The 23,240-nt window shown below is 61.4% G+C and carries 18 protein-coding genes; 4 read left to right on the top strand and 14 right to left on the bottom strand.

The annotated features are described in order from the left end of the window. Window positions 1-114: 114 nt before the first annotated feature. The gene (locus CDPAHKCJ_RS05010) at window positions 115-558 is read left to right on the top strand and encodes a heavy metal-binding domain-containing protein (protein ID WP_166018903.1); all 444 of its coding nucleotides are present in this window, start codon (window positions 115-117) and stop codon (window positions 556-558) included. Between the two features lie 9 nt (window positions 559-567). Then, window positions 568-1,464: a hypothetical protein gene (locus tag CDPAHKCJ_RS05015; protein ID WP_166018904.1), complete on the top strand. Its 897-nt coding sequence runs from the start codon at window positions 568-570 to the stop codon at window positions 1,462-1,464. A gap of 66 nt (window positions 1,465-1,530) precedes the next feature. On the opposite strand, the gene CDPAHKCJ_RS05020 is transcribed toward CDPAHKCJ_RS05015, so the two are convergent. The 12 genes from CDPAHKCJ_RS05020 to CDPAHKCJ_RS05075 all read right to left on the bottom strand — a co-directional run bounded on the left by CDPAHKCJ_RS05020 (window position 1,531) and on the right by CDPAHKCJ_RS05075 (window position 15,612). After that, complete coding sequence (locus tag CDPAHKCJ_RS05020) at window positions 1,531-2,475, bottom strand: DUF4435 domain-containing protein (protein ID WP_166018905.1); 945 nt, start codon at window positions 2,473-2,475, stop codon at window positions 1,531-1,533. After that, complete coding sequence (locus CDPAHKCJ_RS05025) at window positions 2,475-3,812, bottom strand: AAA family ATPase (RefSeq protein WP_166018906.1); 1,338 nt, start codon at window positions 3,810-3,812, stop codon at window positions 2,475-2,477. Before CDPAHKCJ_RS05025 ends, CDPAHKCJ_RS05020 begins: the two co-directional genes overlap by 1 nt. Window positions 3,813-3,903: 91 nt before the next feature. Continuing rightward, window positions 3,904-4,260: a RidA family protein gene (locus CDPAHKCJ_RS05030; protein ID WP_166018907.1), complete on the bottom strand. Its 357-nt coding sequence runs from the start codon at window positions 4,258-4,260 to the stop codon at window positions 3,904-3,906. A 399-nt stretch (window positions 4,261-4,659) separates the two neighbouring features. Next, a complete protein-coding gene (locus CDPAHKCJ_RS05035) occupies window positions 4,660-5,550 on the bottom strand; it encodes a universal stress protein (protein ID WP_166018908.1) in 891 nt (296 codons plus the stop codon). A 179-nt stretch (window positions 5,551-5,729) separates the two neighbouring features. Then, window positions 5,730-7,217 carry a SulP family inorganic anion transporter gene (locus CDPAHKCJ_RS05040; RefSeq protein WP_054555610.1) on the bottom strand — a complete coding sequence of 496 codons (1,488 nt, stop codon included), beginning with the start codon at window positions 7,215-7,217 and terminating at the stop codon, window positions 5,730-5,732. 264 nt (window positions 7,218-7,481) lie between these two features. Next, window positions 7,482-8,507 carry a DMT family transporter gene (locus tag CDPAHKCJ_RS05045; protein ID WP_166018909.1) on the bottom strand — a complete coding sequence of 342 codons (1,026 nt, stop codon included), beginning with the start codon at window positions 8,505-8,507 and terminating at the stop codon, window positions 7,482-7,484. 6 nt (window positions 8,508-8,513) lie between these two features. Beyond that, window positions 8,514-9,374 carry an HAD-IB family hydrolase gene (locus CDPAHKCJ_RS05050; protein WP_166018910.1) on the bottom strand — a complete coding sequence of 287 codons (861 nt, stop codon included), beginning with the start codon at window positions 9,372-9,374 and terminating at the stop codon, window positions 8,514-8,516. Window positions 9,375-9,508: 134 nt separating this feature from the next. Further along, the gene (locus CDPAHKCJ_RS05055; RefSeq protein WP_240916655.1) at window positions 9,509-10,495 is read right to left on the bottom strand and encodes a cyclodeaminase; all 987 of its coding nucleotides are present in this window, start codon (window positions 10,493-10,495) and stop codon (window positions 9,509-9,511) included. A gap of 58 nt (window positions 10,496-10,553) precedes the next feature. Next, window positions 10,554-11,663 (bottom strand): pyridoxal-phosphate dependent enzyme, encoded by a 1,110-nt coding sequence (locus tag CDPAHKCJ_RS05060; protein ID WP_166018911.1) that lies wholly within the window; start codon window positions 11,661-11,663, stop codon window positions 10,554-10,556. Between the two features lie 4 nt (window positions 11,664-11,667). Next, a complete protein-coding gene (locus CDPAHKCJ_RS05065) occupies window positions 11,668-13,158 on the bottom strand; it encodes an aminotransferase (protein ID WP_166018912.1) in 1,491 nt (496 codons plus the stop codon). A 99-nt stretch (window positions 13,159-13,257) separates the two neighbouring features. Then, the gene (locus tag CDPAHKCJ_RS05070; protein WP_166018913.1) at window positions 13,258-14,811 is read right to left on the bottom strand and encodes an NAD-dependent succinate-semialdehyde dehydrogenase; all 1,554 of its coding nucleotides are present in this window, start codon (window positions 14,809-14,811) and stop codon (window positions 13,258-13,260) included. A 252-nt stretch (window positions 14,812-15,063) separates the two neighbouring features. Then, window positions 15,064-15,612: a hemerythrin domain-containing protein gene (locus CDPAHKCJ_RS05075; RefSeq protein WP_166018914.1), complete on the bottom strand. Its 549-nt coding sequence runs from the start codon at window positions 15,610-15,612 to the stop codon at window positions 15,064-15,066. 311 nt (window positions 15,613-15,923) lie between these two features. Between CDPAHKCJ_RS05075 and CDPAHKCJ_RS05080 the strand changes: the two genes are divergently transcribed. Continuing rightward, window positions 15,924-17,291 (top strand): replication-associated recombination protein A, encoded by a 1,368-nt coding sequence (locus tag CDPAHKCJ_RS05080; RefSeq protein WP_166018915.1) that lies wholly within the window; start codon window positions 15,924-15,926, stop codon window positions 17,289-17,291. 131 nt (window positions 17,292-17,422) lie between these two features. On the opposite strand, the gene lolA is transcribed toward CDPAHKCJ_RS05080, so the two are convergent. Both lolA and CDPAHKCJ_RS13455 read right to left on the bottom strand, forming a co-directional pair. After that, window positions 17,423-18,019 carry an outer membrane lipoprotein chaperone LolA gene (gene lolA, locus CDPAHKCJ_RS05085; RefSeq protein ID WP_233593658.1) on the bottom strand — a complete coding sequence of 199 codons (597 nt, stop codon included), beginning with the start codon at window positions 18,017-18,019 and terminating at the stop codon, window positions 17,423-17,425. 279 nt (window positions 18,020-18,298) lie between these two features. Further along, entirely contained in the window at window positions 18,299-22,324 is a 4,026-nt protein-coding gene (locus CDPAHKCJ_RS13455) for a DNA translocase FtsK 4TM domain-containing protein (RefSeq protein WP_166018917.1), read from the bottom strand. Window positions 22,325-22,494: 170 nt separating this feature from the next. Between CDPAHKCJ_RS13455 and aat the strand changes: the two genes are divergently transcribed. Further along, the gene (gene aat, locus CDPAHKCJ_RS05095) at window positions 22,495-23,211 is read left to right on the top strand and encodes a leucyl/phenylalanyl-tRNA--protein transferase (RefSeq protein ID WP_166018918.1); all 717 of its coding nucleotides are present in this window, start codon (window positions 22,495-22,497) and stop codon (window positions 23,209-23,211) included. Window positions 23,212-23,240 lie beyond the last annotated feature (29 nt).

Consider the following 23,240-nt stretch of genomic DNA (forward strand, 5'->3'; position numbering starts at 1 on the left):
CGTTGGCATCGAGCCAGTCAATCACACGGTAAGGAGAGGTTTCACATGGCGTCATCCGTTGCTCAGTCATTCTCTTGGGTGTTGCGTGCCACTCGCTCTGCACGAGGCATGGCAATGGGCACCGCCCTGGTGATCGGCACTGCCAGCCTGCTGGCCTCCGCGCCGGCAGAGGCGCGGGACACGCAGCACTTCCTGCCGATCATGCCAGTGATGGCCAGCACTGCGGCCAGTCAGCGACTGGGCAAGGACGTGGCCTTCTTCTTCGGTGACAAGCAGCCCTACGAGCGCATCGAGAAGCGCGGCTGGGCGCGGGTGAACCCGAAGACCAACGCGACCAACAAGAGCGATGCGGAAGCCTGTCGCTGGGTGTTCCTGTCGGCGCTGCGTGAGCTGCAGGAAAAGGCGCGCGAATACGGGGCCAATGCGGTCATCAACATTCGCAGCGACTATGACAAGGTGCCCTATTCCAGCAGCGAGAAGTACGAGTGCCATGCAGGCAATATCGTCGCGGGCGTCGCGTTGCGTGGGGATCTGGTGATCCTGCATCCGAAGAACTGATTCGCCATCATGACGGCCAGGGAAGGCAAGAATGTGAGCGAGGCAGGCGAGCCGGTTGAGGATAACTCGGCAGGCGAGCCAGCGACGCGCCCGACCGATCACCCCGCCTATCGCTGCGTGGTGCTGGGGCATGCTGCAGCGGATGGCTCAGGCTCACTGAACACTGATTCGCTGAGTATTGGTTCGCGGAGCAGTGGTTCGCCAAGTCTTGAGCCGCTGAGTGCTGAGCCGCTGAGCGCCGACTTGTCCAACGGCGAGCCGCTGATCTCGCATGATCCCCACGCCCTCGCCGCCGCCCTGGCATCTGCGGCAGCCTGCGCCTTGCCAAATACCTGCTCTGAATCTCCCCCTCGGCCAGCCCGCCTGTGGCTGGCCGAGGCGTGTGTACTGCCAGCATCCTGTGCTGATTCGGTTGCTCCCTCTATCAACTCCTCGGCTGAGGCTTCCCGCCGTCGCTCACTGCACACTCGCCATGCGGATGTGGATAACGCGAACACCCCCGTGTCATCTGCCAAGGCCCGCCGTCGCCAGCAACGTGAAGCCGAGTCCCACCTCGCCCGCGTGCTGCTCGGTGAACTCGCCGCCGCCCAGGGTATCCAGCTTGCGATGGCGGACTGGTCACCGCGTGGCCAGGCGCCCCATCACCCTGCACTGCCATCAGGCTTTCACGTCTCCATCGCCCACCGCCACGGCCATGTCCTCGTCGGCCTCGCCACCGCCCCGCTCGGGCTGGACCTCGAATATCGCAACCCCCGCCACATCCACGACCTCGACGCCCGCATCGCCATGCTGCCTGCAGACGCACGCGAACGCCTCGCTGGAGCATTGCACCTCAGCGAGACAGAACGACTGGACGAGTTTTATCGGGAATGGGTGAGATATGAGTGTAAATTAAAGTATTTATAAAACTAATTCAGCAATAAAACAAAACAATAATCAAGGCTGCATTTAAGAAATATAACCATAAAATAGCTATGCTGCAAGCTTATAAGAGCTGAATTTAGCCAAGAAATCCTGTAAGCACTGTGGTGTGTCCGCATACTGACTTATATCTGAGAGAATATTATCTTTAGTTAAGGTAATTCGTACAGTACTTCTCCTAGAAAAGAAGACTCTAGCAGGCTCCCTACTATTACGATCATTTTTTAACTTCTCAATAAATCTTCGGAAAAACTCTAAATTCTGCTTACCTCTCAACTTCATGCCATTCGAGTCTTGTTGTAAAAAATCAGCATTATGATCAGCAGGATCTATTTCGTAGCCATTTAATTTATTAAAAATAGATTGAGGATTAAATTCATCATAGACCTTTGTAACACTTCCAATATTCACATCAACTAAAGACTCAAACTTAATATCAGATAGATTTAAACCTCCAGAAAAAGCACCTTCCTTTTTCTTATTTTTCAAATTATACACAAGACAATTAAAAGGCTTAATAGCTTCTATATATTGCGAAACTGTTTCTCTATATAAGTCTAAAACCGTTCTGTAACATTCAGAATCTTCATTGAATTCACTGACACCGAACTCAGCACTTAAAATAGAGATAAAGACTTTCTCGGAAAAATAAAAATTTTCCACAGAGTAGCAGGGTGTGACGTATACATCTTCATAAGCTGCTAATTTTGAATTATCATCAAAATCAGCATCAACAAAAAACATACTGTTAATATCCTTATACCTTGGATGTTTTTTTATTTTCTCTCTTAAAGCTAGAACATTGGTTTTTCCCTTAGCATTCACCCCTACCCAGTCAATACCTCTATAGTAATTGTTAACCCTAATTGTATAATATTTTTCATCTTCACCTTCAAAAAAGACGGGTCTCTTGTTATTTGCAACAATCCTCATAAACTCTTTGAACTTGACACTATCACTAGACTTAGCATCTTTCAACTGATCAACTCTAGACATTATAGCTCCTGAATATACTCAGCAAGATCCACAGTGCAAGACTCTAAGGAATTATCAAAGATAAATGGAGAGTGCGTGGTAGCAAATAAAAAAGCACATGTACCTGAGTCTATAATGTCGGGCAATAGCAATCTTTGCCATTCAATAGAGAGAGAGAGCTCAGGCTCATCGAAGAATATTGCGATATCTGTATTTTTTCTGAGATATAAAATTGCGAATAATGAAAGAATCTGCTTTTCACCTGAAGATAAACTTTCAATATCAACTAACTTTCGACTCTTTTTTCGTACTACATCCACTGTAACCTTACTTTCGTCATAAACTATTTCCTTATCCACTAAGTACTTGTTGCTAATTTTAGCAAACATTTGCAGGGCAACATCATTATCTTGCTGCTGTTTATATACAGTTAACAGGTTACAAAGAAAATAAACTAAAGGATCATGTCCACTTCGAATTTCACCGCTTCCAACAAGCTCAAGTATATTAACTTTATGTGCTTCAGAAATATTATCACCTATTCGCTCCAACACAATGCTAACTTCATCCGCACTAACAACCTGATCCTTCATTTCATCGGTTACAGAAAATCCATCAACTAACTGAGACAACATCTGACCATTGATTTTTGAAAACCACTCTACAGATGAGTTTTTTATTTCAGAAGTTATATCATGAATATTTTTCTTAACATCTGACATACCAAAATTTATTGATGATTGATCCAATAACTCTTCACTCATAAGTCCTGGCAAGTAACCAGCCTTTTCCTCAACTCGCCGGTAAGTAGGAAGATGCAAGCTCTCATAACCAAACTTTTCTTTCACTCTCGCTAGCTTTACTTGAACGGGACTTTTTAACTCTTCCTCTTTCCTAGCCGCCATGAAGCTCCTCAAATAGCGACGTAATCTTGCAGGAGATACATCATACTTATGCACCACACTTCTAAATAAGCTCGACCTATGACCACTACTATAGTTGCTATAGCCATTATATAATGTAGATAGCCTCTCCTCCTCAATCAAAGCATCTAAAACATCATCTCCTATAAGCTCAATAAATCCGTATTCCGTATCATTCAAAATGCCACTATGATCAATTGCTAGTTCATCTTTAGAGATACTAATTGTTTCGCCATCTCGAAAAGTCACGCCTACACTATCAAATACTACTTTGCGCAGCTTAGAAGTATCACCCGAGAGTAGCGAGTACAACATATTCAAGATTGTGGTTTTACCGTATCCATTCTCAGCAACAATCACCTTACAATTATCTTCGAATGTTATTCTAACATTTCTTTCTTCATATAGGCCTAACACGAAAAATTCCGTAATCATACAAACCTCCATAACAAAAAGAAAAAGTATAATAACAATAAAAAACCCGCCAGAGAAAACTCTGGCGGGCTTAGAAAAATCATACTGCGAGTCACTTAACGGCGGCGACCACGGTAATTTCACACAGCAATTCCGGGCTGGCCATGGCGGCTTGGACGCAGGCGCGGGCGGGGGCGTGACCTTGTGGCACCCAGGAGTCCCAGATGTCGTTGAAGGTCTTGAAGTCGTCCATTGTCTTGAGATAGACGGTGGTGGAGAGCAGGTGCTCGCGGTCGGTGCCGACTTCTTCCAGCAGCGCATCGACACGCGCGAGCATGCTGTTGGCTTGATCGGTGATATCACTGAAGCGTTGTTCCGGCCCGGCGACCTGACCACACAGGTAGATGGTGTTGTTGTGGATCACGGCGCGGCTCATGCGCGGCTTGGTGTCATGGCGCTGGATGTTCATCGAGAGTGTCCTTGTGCTGTTCTTCTTGGGTAGTGGAAAAATGTCGCCAGCGGCGCTGATGCAGAAAAGACCGCTGTCGAAGCAGGGTGAAATCAGTCCATCAGCGTTCCAGATTCGCGCGAGCGGCGCAACGCGACCTGCGGGGAATATTGCCCTGCATCAGAGGAACCTGTGGTTTCACGCGTGCTGCCACTGATGCAGGAAATACGAGCAGACGTGCGTGCACTCACGGCCCTCGATATACCCAGCCAACGGTAGGCCGGTACTAGCACGAAGATACCCGCCAGACAGAAAGACGCCGCGCCCGAGAGATTTCGGAAGCGCGGCGTCACGGCAATGATGGAATGGCTCGCTCATCAGCCAATGCTCAGAGAGCCACAAAAGCGACTCAGAGATGGCTCAGCGCAGAATCAGCAGCGGCACCGTGGCGTTGCGAATCATCTCGGTGGTGGTGCTGCCGACCAGCAACTGACGGATGCGCGAGTGGCCGTAGGCGCCCATCACCAGCATGTCGATGGCGTGCTCCTTGGCATATTCGCGCAGGCAGGCTTCCACCTCCCCTGCTCTGAAGCTGGCCTGCACGCTGAAACCTGCCGCGGTGAGGGTGTCGCGCGCGGCGTCCAGCGGGGCCTGATGTTCCACAGTTTCCGCGCCGACCATCACCAGATGCAGCTCAGCGCCTTGCAGCAGCGGGCTTGCCGCCAACACCTCGACGGCGCGCTTGATGGTGGTGCTGCAATCGAAGGCGATCAGCACCCGCGTCGGCACAGCGAACTCACCCGGCACCACCAGCACGGGGCGATGCAGGCTGCGAATCACGCGCTCCAGATTGCTGCCCAGGTGCTCGCTGGCCTGCTCCGCCCCTTCACCGCGCTTGCCGATCACCAGCAGGCGGATCTCGTCCTCAAGCTCAGCCAGGGTCTCGACCAGCTCTCCATTGCGCTGGCGTGGGCGCGGCTCCGCGATACCTGCCTGCACGGCGCGCTCGTAGGCGGCCTCCAGCATCAGGCGGCCCTGCTCCTGGGCGATACGCCCGCGTTGCTCATCCAGGGTGGCGAGTTCTTCCAGGAGATGCTCGCGCGCGCCGAGCCCGATGCTGCCGGAGAGATCACTGTTGGTCTCGCCCACCCCTTCCTGGCGGTCGATCACATGCAGGAAGCTCAGCGGCGCCGAGAGACGTTGGCTTGCCCATACGGCGGCATCACACACGGAGACGGCAAAGGCGGAGCCGTCAATGCAGGCGGTGACCTTGTCATGGCCTGTCAGGGCACTGGCAGAGGATTGGCTCATGGCGTGCTTCCTTATGCTGACGATCAAGGTGGCGCTTCAGGCGCCTGTTTCGAGATTACCACTTTCCGACCCCACCAACGCAAACGGCGGGCAGCCTGTGAAGGACTGCCCGCCGTCTTTACGCATCAATCACGCTGCTGACACCACCGCCCTCGTTCAGGCGGGTGGCGCCAATGCGATCAATGACCCATCAGCTTCTCGACCGCATCCGGCTTGTCATGCACCGCGAAGCGATCCACCAGCGTGGCGCTGGCTTCGTTGAGGCCACGTACCTCGACCTCGGTCCCCTCACGACGGAACTTGACCACCACGGTGTCCAGCGCGCCGATGGCGGTGATGTCCCAGAAGTGCGCACGGCTGACGTCGATGACGACACGCTCGACGGTCTCCTTGAGATCGAAACCAGCCTGGAACTGCTCGCTGGAGGCGAAGAACACCTGACCGACCACGCGGTATTCGCGGGTACGGCCATCGGCATTCATGTCGCTGCCGATATGCAGCACCTGACCGATCTTGTTGGCGAAGAACAGCGCCGAGAGCAGCACGCCGACCAGCACGCCGATCGCCAGGTTGTGGGTCGCGACCACGACGGCCACGGTCCCCAGCATGACGATGTTGGTGGACATCGGGTGAGTCTTGAGGTCACGGATCGACTGCCAGGAGAAGGTGCCGATGGAGACCATGATCATCACCGCGACCAGTGCGGCCATCGGAATCTGCGAGACCCACGGGCCGAGGAACACGACCAGAATCAGCAGCACGACACCCGCCACCATGGTGGAGAGACGCGTACGACCGCCGGACTTCACGTTGATCATCGTCTGGCCGATCATCGCGCAACCTGCCATGCCGCCGAGGAAGCCGGTGACGACGTTGGCCGCGCCCTGGCCCTTGCACTCACGGTTCTTGTCGGACGGCGTATCGGTCAGATCATCGACCAGCGTGGCCGTCATCAGGGATTCCAGCAGACCCACGACCGCCAGCGGCAGCGAGTACGGCAGGATGATCCACAGGGTTTCGAGATTGAAGGGGATGTCCGGAATCAGGAACACCGGCAGACTGTCCGGTAGCTCGCCCATGTCGCCGACGGTGCGGATATCCAGACCGACGACCATGGCGAAGATGGTCAGCACGATGATGCAGACCAGCGGCGACGGCAGCAGCTTGCCGACCTTCGGCACCAGCGGCAGCAGGTAGATGATGCCGAGACCGGCCGCCGTCATGGCGTAGACGTGCCAGGTGACGTTGGTCAGTTCCGGCAGCTGGGCCATGAAGATCAGGATCGCCAGCGCATTGACGAAGCCAGTGACCACCGAGCGCGACACGAAACGCATCAGCGAGCCGAGCTTGAAGTAGCCGAAGATGATCTGGATCACGCCGGTCAGCACGGTGGCGGCCAGCAGGTATTCCAGGCCGTGGTCCTTGACCAGGTCGACCATCAGCAGTGCCATGGCACCGGTGGCGGCGGAGATCATGCCCGGACGGCCACCGGCGATGGCGGTCACCACGGCGATGGAGAAGGAGGCATACAGGCCGACCTTGGGGTCGACACCGGCAATGATGGAGAAGGCGATGGCTTCGGGGATCAGGGCCAACGCCACCACCAGGCCGGACAGGATGTCGGGCCGGAGGTTGGAGAGCCACTGCTGTTTGAGGCTGCTTGTCATCGAGTCGTCCGCAACAGGTTGGGGAAGGTGGTGTGCGTGCTGAATCCTGGCGCTGTCGAGTCAGTCTGGCGTCCGGTTGTGGCACTCTTCATCACTGCCGTCAGGGGCAGTGCCGCTCGCGCCTGGCTCGCGTCGTGAAGTCGTCGCCGTTTCCGGTCGCCCTGTGGCTTTCTTCGCGCCATGAGCTATTCGCTCCGGTCGCCGTGAGGCGTCCAGAGGGCTGTCATTTGACAGTGAATAAACTCGGGGATGGGCGGGATTGTATCAGCTGCCGCCCGCAGACGCATCCGCAGAAGGCGTACGCGTGGCCGGCATGTGACGCAGGCGGCGGTCGATCAGACTCTTGATCAGCATCGCGCCCAGCACCATGGCGCCGCCTACCCAGCCGCGCAGGGTCAGCGATTCCTCCAGCACCCACCACACCCACAGGATGCCGAACACGCTTTCCAGCAGCATCAGCAGCGCCACCTCGGCGGACGGCAGATACAGCGGGCCACGCTGGATCAGCGTGAAGCCCAGCGGCGAAAGCACCAGGCACAGCAGCACCAGCCAGCCGGCGCGCTGAGCGAAATCATCGCTCTGCGAGGGCCATAACTGGGTGAGCACGCTCTCGGCACCATTGGCCGTAAGCCATGCACAGGCCAGCAGGCCGCACAGCCCGGTGAGCAATCCAGACAGCGCCAGCATCGGGCTCATGTCGAGGGCAGGACGCGTACGACACAATGTGAAATTGGCCGCCATGGACAGACTGCACACCAACGCCAGCAGATTGCCGATCAGGCTACCGCTGCCAGCATCATCCATCACCAGCAGCGTGACGCCTACCAGGGAGACAAGGATTGCCCCCCAGACATGCGCTGGCTGACGCTCGCCCAACCAGAGACGCGACATCACGGCGGCAAACAGCGGCCCCGCCGCCAGGATGATCAAGACATTGCCAGCGCGGGTGTATTGATTGGCGAGCACGAAGCCCAGCGTGGAGCCGGTGAACAGCAGCGCGACCCACAGTCCCGTGCGTCCGCAGCCACGCATGCGCGACAGACTGGCAGTGAAACGCTGCGCCAGGTTGCCACGCTGACTTGCCAGCAGAATCAGCGCAAAACCGATCGCCGTCAGCAGCCCTCGCCAGAACACCAGCGGGCCATCCGCCACATCCGCCAGCCGGATCAACAGGGCATCCGGTGAGATCAGCAGCACGCCCAGCGCCGTCAGCGCGACGCCACGCGCCTGCAGGGCTCTGGCATCCGGGTTGTGATCGCGCGCGAGGTGGGAGTCATTTGACGGTTTCATGCACGCTCAGTCGGATTCGATGGACAGGTGCGACTGACGCCAGTCGACCACCGGCCAGCCACGCGCTTCGGCGAACTGGCGCAACGGCGCATCCGGCTGGGTGGCGTGGGGATGATCGACCCGCTCGAGCAGTGGCAGGTCGTTGTGGGAGTCGGAGTAGCCCCACAGTGCCTGCGGCGCACGCTTGAGCTGGCTTGCGTCTTCCAGCCAGGCATCCAGCGCCGCCAGCTTGCCTTCGCGGAAGGTGACGATGCCAGTGGTCTCGCCGGTGAAGCGGCCCTCATCATCGAAGGCAGGATGGGTGGCCAGCGCACCATCGGCGGTCAGACGACTGGCGATGGGGCCGACCAGGTGATGCATGGAGGCGGAAATGATCAGGGTGCGATGGCCCGCCTCGCCGTGTTCGGCCAGCCGCGCGATGCCACCTTCCAGCAGACGTGGCATCACCATTTCTTCCACGAAATCATCGACTTCGCGACGCACCTCATCGCGATGCCGCCCGATGAGCGGGCTGAGCAGATGGCCGGTGTGCTCGTGGATGTCCAGGGTGCCGGCGTGATACTCGCTCTGGTGGCGCTCGCCAATGGCCATGAAGGCCTCGACATCCTCGATCCAGCCGCAGGCGGCCATCCAGCGCATCCACATGCCGGTGCAGTCGCCATCGAGCAGGGTATCGTCGAGATCGAACACCGCCAGCGGGGAATCCAGCTGGCAGAAATGACGCAGATAACCCTCACCCGGCGGGGATAGCGGTGGCAGCAGCGTCACGGCATCGCAGTCGGCACAGAGGTCCGCCAGCGGCGAGCGGCGGACCTCTACCCCGGGGGCAGCATTGAGGGCGCGCGGCGCAGCAGAGGGTGAAGGCATGGTTCGAGTCACGACAGGCTCCGAGTGGACGAGGGAGTCAACGGCTTCCTGCCGTTACTGCGTGACCCTCGCATGCGCCGCCGCGCTGGGCAAGTCCGTCGCACCTTCGTGACCCGCTGTCGCTGCGTGCGGCGCTAGCGCTGGGCGAGTCGAGCCAGCGCCAGGCTGGCAATCGCGGTGTCCTGTACGCCGGTGCCGGTAAGATCCGCCACCGTAATGGAGGTTTCAGCCTCATCACCCTCACGCAGACGACGCCCATCGGCCAGCAGCTTGCCCAGCTCGTACACCTCGCATGCCTTGGCCTGGTCGTCATCCAGCCCCTTGAGCTCGCCATTGATTTCCGACTGGGCGCGGCTGTCACACACGAAGTAGTCGCAATCGGTCAGCACATCGGCTTCCAGCTCGCGCTTCTCTGGGCTGTCCGAGCCCATCGCGGTGACATGCACGCCTTCCGGCAGCATCGAGTATTCCAGCAGCGGCGTGTGGGACGGCGTGGCGGTGATGATGATATCGGCGTTCTGACACACCGCATGCAGGCTGTCATGACTGCGCACGGTGAGGCCCAGCCGCTCCTCCGTCTCACGCGCAAAGCGCTCGGCGCGCTCCTTGTCGCGTGCCCAGACATCGACACTCTCGATGTCGCGTACCAGCCGCAGCGCCTCCAGCTGCAGGCTCGCCTGCTCACCGGCACCGATCAGCGCGACGCGCTTGCTGTCGGGGCGTGACAGGGCCTCTGCCGCCACGGCACCGGCCAGCGCGGTACGAATGGCGGTGAGATAGCCGCCGTCATCCAGCAGGGCCTTGGCCAGCCCCGTCTCGGCGGAGAACACCACCATCAGACCATTGAGGCTTGGCAGGCCGCGGGCGGGATTGTTGAAGAAGCCGGGGCTGATCTTGATCGCGAAGTGCTTGAGCCCCTGGATGTGGGCGGTCTTGACGTCCACCTCGCCGTTGGCCTCCTCGATGGCCATCGACAGAATCGGTGGCTGTACCACTTCACCACGCCCCAGCGCGATGAAGGCATCGCGGATGGTGCCCAGTGCCGTGGTGTCCAGCCCCACGACCTGCTCGATCTGTTCACGGGAATACGTCTGCATCCTTTCTTGAGTCGGTTGTGTCATGCGCCCTCCTCCTGGTATGCCGCCATCTGTCTCACGCTGTGAGCCATGGGCGAAAAAATCACTGCTGAGCGTCCGCCAGCAGTGCTCTAGCCTGATCGAAGGTCTCCAGACTGACGCCGTTGCCGCTGATGATCAGCGCGACACGCTGGCCGCGGATCGACTCGGCGAGTGACGGGTCCATCTCGCCCAGCCGCGAGGCCTCGAGTGCGGCAAGCCCGACCACGGCAGCGCCCTCGACCAGCAGCTTCTCCTCTTCCAGCAGCATCAGCATGGCGCGGGCAATGGCGCGTTCACTGACCTGATGGTGTTCATCCATCACGCGGTGCACCAGCGGCAGCGTGGTGTGATTGCCAAGCCCGATGCCGCCGCCCAGTGAGTCTCCGAGACTTGCGACCTCTTCCACCTCCACCGGTGTGCCTGCCTGCAGGCTATGCCACATGGCAGCACCTTCGGTGAGGCTGATGCCATGCACCTGCGTCTCGGGACGAATCGCCTTGAGCGCCGCCCCGATACCGCCGAGCAGGCCGCCGCCGGACAGTCCGATCAGTACCCGATCGAGCTGCGGGCAATCCTCCATCAACTCAAGCCCGATGGTGCCCTGACCGGCTGCGATCAGCGGGTCATCGAAGGGCGGCACCGCCAGCATGCCCTCCTCCTCGACCAGCCGATTGACCTCGTGGAAGGCCTCGTCCTGACTGCGCCCGACCCGACGCACCTCGACACTGCCACCCGACGCGCCGCCCAGCTCCCCCAGCGCCTCGATGGCACGCACCTTGTTGGCGGGTACCTGCTCGGAGAGACAGATGACCGCCCTGAGGCCACGGCGCATCGCGGCGTAGGCCAGCGCACGACCATGATTGCCGGTCGAGGCAGTGGTCACGCCGCGCTGGAGGCGCTCGAAGGCCTGCCCAGCGGCCTGCTCCGCCACGGCGGCCAGCAGATTGCTGGCCCCGCGCAGCTTGAAGGCGCCGGTGGGCTGGCGGGTCTCCAGCTTGAGCAGAATCTCGGCATCGAAGCGTCGCGACAGCGCCGGTGAAGGCACCAGCGCCGTGCGTTCGACGCCCGTGGCTGTCAATGAATGAAACAGCCGCTGGCGCGCGGCATAGATATCGGCCAGCGCCAGCGGCGTTTCCCGTGTGCTCTTGAGCGGGGGTAGGGTCAATGCCATGGCCTTACTTTTCACCAGAAGCGGGGTCACCAGAAGCGGAAGCACCGGAAGCGAGGTCGCCGCTCGCGATCAGTTCCTGGTGCACCTTGTCCACGGCGCGGCGCGCGCGGGCGATGATGTCATCGATCTCCTCGGAGGTGACCACCAGCGGCGGCGCGAAGCCGAGAATGTCGCCCTGCGGCATGCCACGGGCGATCAGCCCCTCCTCGAGGGCTGCCGCCGAGATGCGCGGGCCGACCTTGAGCGCGGAATCGAACGCCTTGCGCTGTGACGGCTGCGGCGAGAACTCCAGCGCCGCCAGCAGGCCGATGCCACGCACGTCGCCGACGATGGGGTGATCGGCGAAGGCTTCCTTCATGGCTTTCTGCAGATAGGCACCGGTATCGCGGGCGTTGTCCACCAGACCCTCGCGACGGATGATCTCCAGGTTGGCGACACCGGCGGCGGCACCCAGCGCATGACCGGAGTAGGTCCAGCCGTGGCCGATGGGGCCGAATTCACCGGTGCCCTGCTCCAGCACCTTCCACACGCGGTCACCGACGATGACCCCGGACAGCGGCTGGTAGGCGCTGGTCAGGCCCTTGGCGATGGTGACCAGGTCCGGCTTGATGCCGAAGTGCTGATAGCCGAACTGGCTGCCGATGCGCCCGAAGCCGCACACCACCTCATCGCAGATCAACAGGATGTCGTGACGCTTGAGTACGGCCTGGATGGCGTCCCAGTAGCCCTCCGGCGGCGGCACGATGCCACCGGTGCCCAGCACCGGCTCGCCGATGAAGGCGCCGATGGTCTCCGGCCCTTCAGCCTGGATCATCGCCTCGAGCTTGTCGGCGCACCAGGTGGAGAATTCACGCTCGCTCATCTCGGCGCACTCGGCGGGACGACGATAGTAGTCAGGCGCCTCGGTGTGCAGGATGCCGGGAATCGGCAGATCGAAGTGATCATGGAAGGCCGCCAGCCCGGTCAGCGAGCCAGAAGCGATGCCGGAGCCGTGATAGCCACGCCAGCGCGAGATGACCTTCTTCTTCTCCGGCTTGCCGATCACGTTGTGGTAATAGCGCACCAGCTTGAGCTGGGTCTCATTGGCATCGCTGCCGGACATGCCGTAGTAGACCTTGGACATCCCAGGCCCGGCCAGTTCGAGAATCTTCTCGGACAGCGCGATCTGCGGCTCGTTCGAGTGGCCGACATAGGTGTGGTAATAGCTGAGCTTGAGGGCCTGCTCGTGGATGGCATCGGCGACTTCCGTGCGCCCGTAACCGATGTTGACGCAGTAGAGACCGGCGAAGCCGTCGATCAGCTCACGCCCGTCGCGCTCACGGATACGAATGCCTTCGCCGCCGGTGATCACGCGGCCCGGGGCATCGCCCTGGGCGAAATCACGCAGGTGGGTGGAGGCATGGAAGGTGACCTTGCGATCACGGCGAATCAGCTCGTCGGTGCTGATGCTGTCATCGAAGCCGACAGACTGACGTTGGGTGTTATCGGTGCTCATGTGACTCTCCGAATGCTCAACTAGGGGCGATCGACCGGTGGGGTTGCTCAATGACCACCGGTCGCCATGATCGACATGTGACAGTGAAGGGTGTCCGTCTCAACTTCCGGAGGCGCTTTCCAGTCCACCCAGACAGTAGTACTTGATATCGAGATATTCCTCGAGCCCCTGACGGCCACCTTCGCGACCCAGGCCAGATTGCTTGACGCCGCCGAAGGGAATCGGCGCGCCGGTCATCTTGACGGAATTGACCGAGACCATGCCGAAGCGCAGGCCACGCATCAGTTGCCAGATGCGGCGCACATCGTGGGTATAGACGTAGGCGGCAAGGCCATATTCAGTGTCGTTGGCCATCGCGATCACCTCTTCCTCATCGTGCCAGGCGGTGATGCCGGCCACCGGCGAGAAGGTCTCCTCGCGCCAGACGCGCATGTCGGGTGTGATGTCGGCCAGCAGTACCGGCATGAAGAAGTTGGGGCCCGGCGCCATGCTCTGGTCGCCGTGGATCAGCCGCGCGCCCCGCTCGACGGCGTCATCGACGATGGTCTGCGCCTTGGCGACGGCGTCGCGGTGGATCAACGGGCCAAGGTCGATCCCCTTCACCTGACCGTTGCCGACCTTGAGCTGCTTCATGATGCGCACGAAGTGGCTCAGGAAGTCCTCGTAGAGGCTGTCGTGGACCAGGATGCGGTCGGCCGCGAGGCAGTCCTGACCGGAGGTCTGGAACTTGGCATCGACGGCGGCCCGCGCCGCCTCCTCGGGGTCCATGTCCGGCCCGACGATGAAGGGCGCATTGCCGCCCAGTTCCAGCGAGACACGCTTGACGCTGTCGGCGCACTGGGAAAGCAGCAGACGCCCGACCCGAGTGGAGCCGGTGAACGAGAGCCCCGCGACACGCGGGTCATCACACAGCTGCCTGGAGACCTCGGAGGCCTCGCCGGTGATGACGCTGAAGACACCGGCGGGAATGCCGGCACGCTCGGCAAGCTCCGCCAGCGCCAGCGCCGAGAACGGCGTCTCGCCGGCCGGCTTGACCAGCACCGTGCAACCGGCCGCCAGCGCGGCGGCGGCCTTGCGGGTGATCATCGCGAGCGGGAAGTTCCACGGCGTGATCAGCGCAGCCACGCCGATGGGCTCACGCACGGTGCCCAGCGCAGCATTGGGGATGTGACTGGGGATGGTCTCGCCGAAGGCACGATTGCCCTCTTCGGCGAACCAGTGAACGAAGCTAGCGCCGTATTCCACCTCGCCACGCGCATCGTCCAGCGACTTGCCCTGCTCACGCGTCATCAGCATGGCCAGGTCTTCCTTGTGGGCGCGGATGAGGTCGTACCAGGCATCCAGCAACTCACCGCGCTGGTCGACGCGCAGCTTGCGCCATTCCCGCTGGGCCTCATCGGCGGTGGCGATGGCGGCGTCGATCTGCGCCTCCTCGAGCCACGGCACCTGGCCGAGGCGCTCACCGGTGGCGGGGTCGAAGACCGCCTCCTCACGTCCACCTTCGCCATGCACCCAACAGCCATTCACGTAGGCGAGTTGGCGAAACAGGCGCGGATCTTCCAGGGCAATGCCTTCGCTGGCGAACTGGGCGGGCTCGGACGTCGCTCCGTCCTGGGAAGTTGCCCACTGTCGTGCAAGAGATTGAGCACTCATCGCTTGTCTCCCGGGCCGCACGGCCGTCATCTGAGAAGGCGGAACACCGCCAAGGACGACGCCCACCGAAACGCGGCGGGCGTCATGTGATGACCTCAGTGTGGGGGAGATACGACATGGAGACTTTCGGAATACCCGCCAACGACTTGGCGTTCTTTCTGTTGTGGCGGGCAAAGTGCGGATTCTTTCTGTGGGGCGAGTCCCTGACATGACCGTTACAGATAGGACCGTCAAGGAACGAACAGACAAGGCTCAGGCGGTCACGACATCACTCTCGGTCAACTCGGCGTAGAGTTCCGGGTAGGCTTCCTGGAGGCGCTCAAGCTCGCTGCGCGCATGCGGGATGGCATCGGTCAGCTGCTGCCATTCCTCATCACTGAGGTTGTCGCGCATCAGCGGGAACAGCTCCTGGCGCTCGGCACGCAGATAGTCACGGTGTGCCTCCACATATTCGCGCAGGTCGGCATTGAACTGATCCATCGGGATGATCTGGTCCATCAGGATGCTGTCGAGGTTGTCGGACAGCTTGTCCAGACGCTCGTGCAGGGTGCGATATTGCTGGATGAGGCGCTGACAGAGTGGCGCGGCGTCTTCGGAGCGTTCGCACAGCATCTGGGTGCATTGACGCTCCAGCGGAATGATGAAGCCCTGCATGTAATCGAGAATGTAATCCACCACCTCACGCATCATGCGAAAGTCGGGACGCTCACCACTGACGAGCGTCTTGTGGCGGTGCGAAAGCACGTGCAGCAGACGGGCCATGTTGGCGTGGTCCTGGCGCAGCTGAGTCACATTGGGCATGACTTCCTCCTCCTTACGGAACAGGTGGCCGATGCTGGCAGACAGCGCTGCCGCCTCGGGCATTGCTACCGAATGTAGCAATGTCGTCACCTAGAAGTGTAGGACACATCCCCCGAGCGCCAGTTAGACGTTGGGTGGGATTGCCTAAATGAGCGTGTCATGCTGTCAGGAAAACATGACAGTCTGGTGCAATGCCACGCGCGGCCTGAGGCCGCTGATCGAGCGCCCCGCCCTGCTGATTTGTACAGCCCTGCAGGATCGGCCATGATGAGCGCACTACTGCCCCACGCCTGCCGGAGCCAGACTCGCTGATGGATCTTTTTGCCGATACCGCCTCGAATTCCCATGCGCCACTGGCCTTCCGCATGCGTCCCCGCACCCTGGATGACTACATCGGGCAGACAGCGTTGGTCGGGCCTGATATGCCGCTGCGCCAGATGGTGGCCTCCGGGGTGGTGCGCTCGATGATCCTGTGGGGGCCGCCGGGCGTCGGCAAGACGACGCTGGCCGAGATTCTCGCCAAGGGCTGTGATGCCCACCTGGAGCAGCTCTCGGCGGTGATGGCCGGCGTCAAGGACATCCGCGAGGTGGTGGAGCGCGCCAGACACTTCCAGGCCAGCGATCGCCAGACGGTGATGTTTCTCGATGAGATCCACCGCCTCAACAAGAGCCAGCAGGATGCCCTCCTGCCGCATGTGGAATCCGGCCTGCTGACGCTGATCGGCGCGACCACCGAGAATCCGTCCTTCGAGGTCAACTCCGCCTTGCTGTCACGGGCGCGGGTCTATGTGCTCAAGGCCCTGGAGACGGAAGACCTGATCGAGGTGCTGACGCGCGCCCTGCAGGATGAGGTCAACGGCCTCGGCAAGCGTCAGATCGACGCCAGCCGCGAGACGCTGACCCGCATCGCGCGCTCGGCTTCCGGCGATGCACGCCGTGCCCTGGGCCTGCTGGAGACCGCCTGTGACTTCGTGCGCCGTGAGCCAGACGCCCAGGGGGGAACGCGCGAGATACTCGAGGACAGTTCGCTGGAGGCCGTGCTCGGCCATCAGGCTTCCAGTTTCGACAAGCAGGGCGATGACTATTACGACCTGCTGTCGGCGATCCACAAGTCGATACGCTCCTCGCGGCCCGACGCGGCGCTGCTGTACATGGCGCGCTTCATGGATGGCGGCGGCGACCCACTGGATGTCGTGCGGCGCCTGACGGCGATTGCCTCAGAGGATGTCGGCAACGCCGACCCACGCGCCCTGCCGCTGACCATCGCCGCGTGGGACGCCTATCTGCGCCTCGGTGACTACGAGGGCCAGCGCGCCATCGCCCATGCGGCGATCCACCTGGCCATCGCGCCCAAGAGCAACGCCATCGAGGTGGCCTGGAAGGAAGCCAAGGCCTTCGTGCGCCAGCAGCCCCACTTCGGGGTGCCGGTCTACCTGCGCAATGCCCCGACCACGCTGATGAAGGAGCTGGGCATGGGCGAAGGCTATCGCTATGCCCACAACGAGCCCAATGGCTATCCGGCCGGCAGCTCCCATAATGCCTGGCCAGAAGAGCTGCCGACCCAGCAGTTCTATCGCCCGACCCAACATGGTGGCGAGAAGCGCTTCGCTGAGATTGAGCGCTGGCGCCGCGAGCAGGACGCCGCCGCAGACCGTGGCGAGATGCCCAGGCAGAACTGATCTGCGGCGAATCCTGCGCACACATGGCTGCCGAGCAATAACCGCGATAAACAGGAACGCCCGGACCATCTGGTCCGGGCGTTCCTGTTTGTTCAAGCATATTCAGGGTTTGCGCTGCACCTTGAGCGTGATCACTGCTCGCGAATGACGTCGGCGCCTTGCGGGATCTGGAACACGAAACGGCTATCCTGCAGCGACGGGTTGTACTGCACGTTGCTGAAGTCGATCGCCGTGCGCTGACCGGTGGAATCCGCCATCTGCAGCATGTCGAGCTGCTCGCTGTCGAAGGTCAGCTTGAGGCTTTCAAACAGCGTATCGGCCTGTTTGGGTGTCAGCGTGAAGGTCTCACGCGCGCCCTGCTGCTGACGCTTGACCGCATAGTTGGCGGTCAGCTCACTGGCACGACCGGACAGCAACAGCGCCGGCGTGTGGGTGACACGCTCATCCAACGGCTGCACGGTGACCTGCTCGAGGTCCGGGTCATGCAGGTAGACTTCCTTGCCATCTGACACCACTTCCTGACGGTACGGCGCATCGACGCTCCAGCGGAACTTGCCCGGGCGCGACAGCCACATCTTGCCCTTGGCTTCTTGCAGACGCTGACCGGAGGCATCGAGGATCTGCTGATCGAAGTCGGCAGCATAGGTCTTGAGCGGCTCCAGCAGGCGCGACAGGCGATCGCCTGCCGATTCCTCGGCGTGAGCTGGCAGAGCAGCCATGCCCAGCATCAGCGCGGCGCCCAGCCCCTTGGCCAGACGAGCGGTCAACGAAGAAACGAAAGAACGTGACGGTGTAATCATGACACTCCTTGCGATGAGGAAGACCAGTGGCAAGCCTCGGCAACGGGCACCGATGCCCTGCATCTGACCCTCATCATTTCAGCGATTCGGGATGATTGCTGCCAATATCCTGCTGACAGTGATCTGTTATCTGACGTCTTTGACACGAAGGGGAGCAAAAAGCTCCCCTTCGTGTGTTCCAGCGCGCAACGACCAGGCCTGCGGCGACTAGCCGCTGTGGTTGGGCGCTATCACTTCCCGCGAGCCATTGGTGCCCATCGCGGAGACGACACCCGCCATCTCCATCGCCTCGACCAGACGGGCGGCGCGGTTGTACCCGATCTTGAAGCGACGCTGTACGGCAGAGATGGAAGCACGACGCGACTCGACCACATAGGCCACGGCCTCGTCGTAGAGCGCATCCTGCTCGGCATCACTGTCCTCGCCTTCGGCCTCGAGACCGGCCAACGCATCGGCCTGCACGCCACCGGTGAGGATTTCCTCGATGTACTCCGGCGAGCCACGACGCTTCCAGTCGTCGACCACACGGTGAACCTCGTCATCATCGACGAAGGCGCCGTGAACGCGCGTCGGCATGCCGGCACCGGCCGGCAGGTAGAGCATGTCACCGTGGCCCAGCAGGTCCTCGGCGCCGCCCTGATCGAGGATGGTGCGCGAGTCGATCTTGGAGGAGACCTGGAAGGCCATGCGCGTCGGGATGTTGGCCTTGATCAGGCCGGTCACCACGTCCACCGACGGACGCTGGGTGGCCAGAATCAGGTGAATCCCCGCGGCACGCGCCTTCTGGGCCAGACGTGCGATCAGCTCCTCGACCTTCTTGCCGACGATCATGAACATGTCGGCGAACTCGTCGATCACCACCACGATATAGGGCAGCTTGGCGAGCACCGGCGGATGCTGGTGCATCTCCCAGGGCTGCGGCTCCCACAGCGGGTCCGCGATCTGGGCGCCATGCGCTTCGGCTTCATCGATCTTGGCGTTGAAACCGGCAAGGTTACGCACGCCCATGGCGGCCATCAGCTTGTAGCGACGTTCCATCTCGGCGACACACCAGCGCAGGGCGTTGGCGGCCTCCTTCATGTCGGTCACCACCGGCGCCAGCAGATGCGGAATGCCGTCATAGACGGAAAGCTCCAGCATCTTGGGGTCGACCATGATCATGCGCACTTCGTCCGGCGTGGCCTTGAGCAGCATCGAGATCAGCATCGAGTTGATGCCGACCGACTTGCCCGAGCCGGTGGTACCGGCGACCAGCAGGTGCGGCATCTTGCCGAGGTTGGCCACGACAGGTGCGCCACCGATGTCCTGACCCAGTGCCAATGTCACCGGAGATTCCGCCAGCTGGTAGGCATCGGAATCGAACACTTCGCGCAGACGGATCATGGCACGGTTGGGGTTGGGGATCTCGATGCCGACCGTGGGACGGCCCGGAATCACCTCCACCACACGCACGCTCTTGACCAGCAGTGAGCGCGCCAGGTCCGTCGACAGGTTGGAGATCTTGGACGCCTTGACGCCCGGCGCCGGCTGAATCTCGAAGCGTGTGATGACCGGCCCCGGCCAGACATCCGCCACCTCGGCCTTGACGCCATATTCGCGCAGACGCACTACCAGCAGCTCGGCCATCTGGTCGAGTTCTTCTTCGCTGTAGTTGGGCTTCTGGGCATCCGGCGGCGTCAGCAGGCTCAGCTGCGGCAAGTCCCCTTCCGGCTCGTCCTCGTGATCGGCGCCTTCATGGCGCTGACTCTGCATGTGTTCCACGGTCCACAGGGTCGGGCCGGAGGGATCACTGGCAGCCGCCTGCGCATCTTCCGCCGTCGCCAGACGGCCACCGCCCGGCACCATGCCGGACTCATCGCCGTCATAGGCCCAGGACGGGCGCTCAACCGGTGCGGGGGTCGCTTCCGGCGTGGCTGTCGGCGCCTCGAAAGGCGACACATGCTCGGCCTGAGGCGCAACGGAATCGGGCTCTGCTGGCGCGACCGGCTCGGCCGGTTGATGAGGCGCTGCAGGCTGACGCGGCTCAGGAGCATGCTGCGGCGGCGCCGCAGGCGCGTCTGCCTGTGTCGGCGCGTTGCCCCTCGGCTGCTCGAAGGCATCATCCCAGGAGACGACCGCCTTGCGAGCGGGAGTCTCGGATGAGGCCGCCGCGACACCGGCCGCCATCACACCCGCACCGGCAGCCAGCCCTGCAGCCGTGGCGAATTGACCACCATTGCCGTGCAGGGGCGCATCATCGTCGTCCCTGGGCTCCGGCGGCTGGTTGCGGCTATCCGGCGCGGCACCGCTGCGCTCGCGCGCAAGTTGCGCGTCGCGCTGTGCCTCTTTCTCAAGCTGCGCCTGCTTCTCGAGCTGCGCTTGTCGCTCTGCCGCTTGCTGCTCGGCTTCCCGCTGCGCTTTCTGCTCGGCTTCGCGCTGTGCTTTCTGTTCTGCTTCGCGCTGCGCCTCCTGCTCTGCCAGACGCTGCGCTTCCTGCTCGCGAGCCAGCTCTTGGGCCTGAGCCTTGTGAGATTCGGCCTCGCTCTGCGCCTGAGCGTCTTGCGCCGTCTCGTGACGGGCAGTCTCATGACGAGCCGTATCGTGACGCGCGGTCGGCGCAAAGGCAGAGGCGGCATCCCAGGCAGCAGGGGCAGCCAAGCTGTCGGAGGCTGATGCCGTATCTTCGACGGCAGGGCCTGGCGTCGCCGCCTTGGGAGCCTGTGCCGTGGCTGAGGCGTCAGCATGACGCTGACGCTCGGCTTCAATGGCAGCGGCTTGCGGCAGACGGGAGCGCGTGACATCGGCATGCGCTACACGCGGCGCGGAGGCAGCCTCTGCCGCCACGGCAGTCTTCAGAGCCGCAGCCAGATCAACCCCTTCGATGCTGACATTGGCGCTCTGCACCGTCATGCGCTCGGTGTAGGCAGCGCCCGGCACCTTGGCGGAAGGCGTGGTTTCAGCGGTCTGCCACGGGATATCGGTGCTGCGGTCATCCGCGAAGTCATCGCGAGCACTGATGGCCTCGTCGGTGCCGCCATCCAGAGACGGCTCGACACGGCGCGGGCCGCGCGGCTCGGCGGCGATGCCCTCTGCCTCCTGACGGCGACCCAGCAGAATCTCGTCGCTGTCCTCGTCCCACTCCTCCTCTCGGGCACGGCGGCCCGGCAACAGGCGCTGCCACCAGCTCAGTCTGGGGGCCGGGTCGCGATCCGAGTCATCCTCTTCACCGTCCTCGTGCGTCAGAGACTCTTCGGCGTAGGCTGCCTCGTCATCGTAGGCGTCCTGGTCATCGCGGCGGCTGTTGAAGCGCTCGGCGAACCAGCCGGACACCCGCATGCAGCCATTGCCCAGCTCATCCATGACCGTCAGCCACGACATGCCGGTAAACAGCGTGAAGCCGCACAGGAAGCTGGCCATCGCGACCAGTACCGTGCCGCCCATGCCGATCAATGGCGTCAGCGCGCCGGCAATGCCCTTGCCGAGAATGCCACCCGCGCCGTTGGTCAGCTGGCTATCTGGGCTGTAGAACTGGATATCACCGATGACGCAGGTCGCCATGATCAGCAGGAACAGACCGCCAGCGCGCACCGCGATGGTTGTCGGGTCCCACACAAGCTCAGTACTGGGCTGACGCATCAGACGCCAGGCACCGAAGCCCAGCATCGCCGGCCACCACAGGGCACTGCCGCCGAACAGCGAATACAGTACGTCTGACAGCCAGGCGCCGATGCTGCCCATCCAGTTGCTGGGCGTCAGCTCAGGACCGCTGTAGGACCAGCCGGGGTCCGTCGGCGCATAGCTGAACAGCGCCAGCAGCATGAAGACGCAGAGGCTGAGCATGAGAATGACCACGCCTTCACGGCTGACGCCCTGCAGGGTGGTGGTCAGGCGTGACGGTGGTCGCGCTGCCTTCTCCGCACGCTGCTCGGCGCGGATGGCCTGGCGTTCGGCGCGCTCGGCCTGACGCTCGGCGCGGCGCTGGGCTGCGGGGCTCTCTTCCTGCACGTGCGGCTTGTTTCTGGCCTTGGCAGCAGGCTGGCCGCTGGCATCCTTCCTCGCAGGCTTGCTCGAGACGCGCGGCGTCTTGCGTGCCGGACTGGCCTCAGTGGACGAAGCACCGCGCAGACGCGCGAAGAAGCCCGGCGAGTCCGCTTTCTGGCGGGCACGCTTCCTGGGTGTTGCTGCCGCACGGCGGCTACGGGTTTCAGGCTTGGCCTGTTCCCGACTTGTCTTTCTGGCACTCTTGGCAGTCAAGTCGCCATCCCCCTTGCACCTTGTGGGCGATTTTCCATGTACCTTCAGCCGGTTATCATAACCATTCGATGGCAGTGACGTCATAATTGCCGATTCACGTCTGCTCATGACGCCAAGGCGCCAGGAGCCCATTGCTCCGTGCATCTTCCCGAACCGACAAGAGGCTGCCCATGCTTCCCTGGCTTCCCCCTGCCCCTGTCCGCTTTCCGCATGCATCCACCGCCCTGAACGAGCCCGACGGCCTGCTGTGTGCAGGGGGCGAACTCAGTCCCGAGTGGCTGCTGGCAGCCTACCCCCGCGGCATATTTCCCTGGTTCAGTCCGGGTGACCCCATCCTGTGGTGGTCACCGGACCCACGCATGGTGCTCAAGCCAGAGGAAGTCCGTGTACGCCGCAGTCTGGCCAAGCGCCTGCGCAATGCAGGCCTGAGCTACAGTATCGACCGCGACTTTACCGGTGTGATCAATGCCTGCGCCAGCATTCCTCGCGATGGCCAGGCAGGCACGTGGATATTGCCAGAAATGCAGCAGGCCTACATCGCCCTGCATGCCATGGGACATGCCCACAGCGTTGAAGTCTGGCAGGGCGATTCTCTGGTGGGCGGCCTGTATGGCGTCGCCTGTGGACGCATCTTCTTCGGCGAGTCGATGTTCTCGCGCGTGCCCGATGCCTCGAAACTGGCGCTGGTGATCCTGTGCCAGGAATTGAGGGCACGGGATTTTCCGTTGATCGACTGTCAGATGCATACTCCGCACCTGGCAAGTCTTGGTGCCCGCAGCATCGCCCGCAGCGATTTCATCAGCTATCTTGACCAGTATGCCACTGGCCAAGGGCATGAGGGCAAGTGGTCACTGACATCCTGGCCCACGCAGCACGCCCGGGAATGATGGCCACGGCAATTCCAAGAGGGAGATGA

The sequence above is a fragment of the Cobetia sp. MB87 genome (assembly GCF_011319755.1).
GTDB lineage: Bacteria > Pseudomonadota > Gammaproteobacteria > Pseudomonadales > Halomonadaceae > Cobetia.

What these genes read in the sequence shown, in the direction of transcription:
- CDPAHKCJ_RS05010 (WP_166018903.1), top strand. Translation starts at nt 115, where the DNA reads ATGGGCACCGCCCTGGTGATCGGCACTGCCAGCCTGCTGGCCTCCGCG.
- CDPAHKCJ_RS05015 (WP_166018904.1), top strand. Translation starts at nt 568, where the DNA reads ATGACGGCCAGGGAAGGCAAGAATGTGAGCGAGGCAGGCGAGCCGGTT.
- CDPAHKCJ_RS05020 (WP_166018905.1), bottom strand. Translation starts at nt 2,475, where the DNA reads ATGTCTAGAGTTGATCAGTTGAAAGATGCTAAGTCTAGTGATAGTGTC.
- CDPAHKCJ_RS05025 (WP_166018906.1), bottom strand. Translation starts at nt 3,812, where the DNA reads ATGATTACGGAATTTTTCGTGTTAGGCCTATATGAAGAAAGAAATGTT.
- CDPAHKCJ_RS05030 (WP_166018907.1), bottom strand. Translation starts at nt 4,260, where the DNA reads ATGAACATCCAGCGCCATGACACCAAGCCGCGCATGAGCCGCGCCGTG.
- CDPAHKCJ_RS05035 (WP_166018908.1), bottom strand. Translation starts at nt 5,550, where the DNA reads ATGAGCCAATCCTCTGCCAGTGCCCTGACAGGCCATGACAAGGTCACC.
- CDPAHKCJ_RS05040 (WP_054555610.1), bottom strand. Translation starts at nt 7,217, where the DNA reads ATGACAAGCAGCCTCAAACAGCAGTGGCTCTCCAACCTCCGGCCCGAC.
- CDPAHKCJ_RS05045 (WP_166018909.1), bottom strand. Translation starts at nt 8,507, where the DNA reads ATGAAACCGTCAAATGACTCCCACCTCGCGCGCGATCACAACCCGGAT.
- CDPAHKCJ_RS05050 (WP_166018910.1), bottom strand. Translation starts at nt 9,374, where the DNA reads ATGCCTTCACCCTCTGCTGCGCCGCGCGCCCTCAATGCTGCCCCCGGG.
- CDPAHKCJ_RS05055 (WP_240916655.1), bottom strand. Translation starts at nt 10,495, where the DNA reads ATGACACAACCGACTCAAGAAAGGATGCAGACGTATTCCCGTGAACAG.
- CDPAHKCJ_RS05060 (WP_166018911.1), bottom strand. Translation starts at nt 11,663, where the DNA reads ATGGCATTGACCCTACCCCCGCTCAAGAGCACACGGGAAACGCCGCTG.
- CDPAHKCJ_RS05065 (WP_166018912.1), bottom strand. Translation starts at nt 13,158, where the DNA reads ATGAGCACCGATAACACCCAACGTCAGTCTGTCGGCTTCGATGACAGC.
- CDPAHKCJ_RS05070 (WP_166018913.1), bottom strand. Translation starts at nt 14,811, where the DNA reads ATGAGTGCTCAATCTCTTGCACGACAGTGGGCAACTTCCCAGGACGGA.
- CDPAHKCJ_RS05075 (WP_166018914.1), bottom strand. Translation starts at nt 15,612, where the DNA reads ATGCCCAATGTGACTCAGCTGCGCCAGGACCACGCCAACATGGCCCGT.
- CDPAHKCJ_RS05080 (WP_166018915.1), top strand. Translation starts at nt 15,924, where the DNA reads ATGGATCTTTTTGCCGATACCGCCTCGAATTCCCATGCGCCACTGGCC.
- lolA (WP_233593658.1), bottom strand. Translation starts at nt 18,019, where the DNA reads ATGCTGGGCATGGCTGCTCTGCCAGCTCACGCCGAGGAATCGGCAGGC.
- aat (WP_166018918.1), top strand. Translation starts at nt 22,495, where the DNA reads ATGCTTCCCTGGCTTCCCCCTGCCCCTGTCCGCTTTCCGCATGCATCC.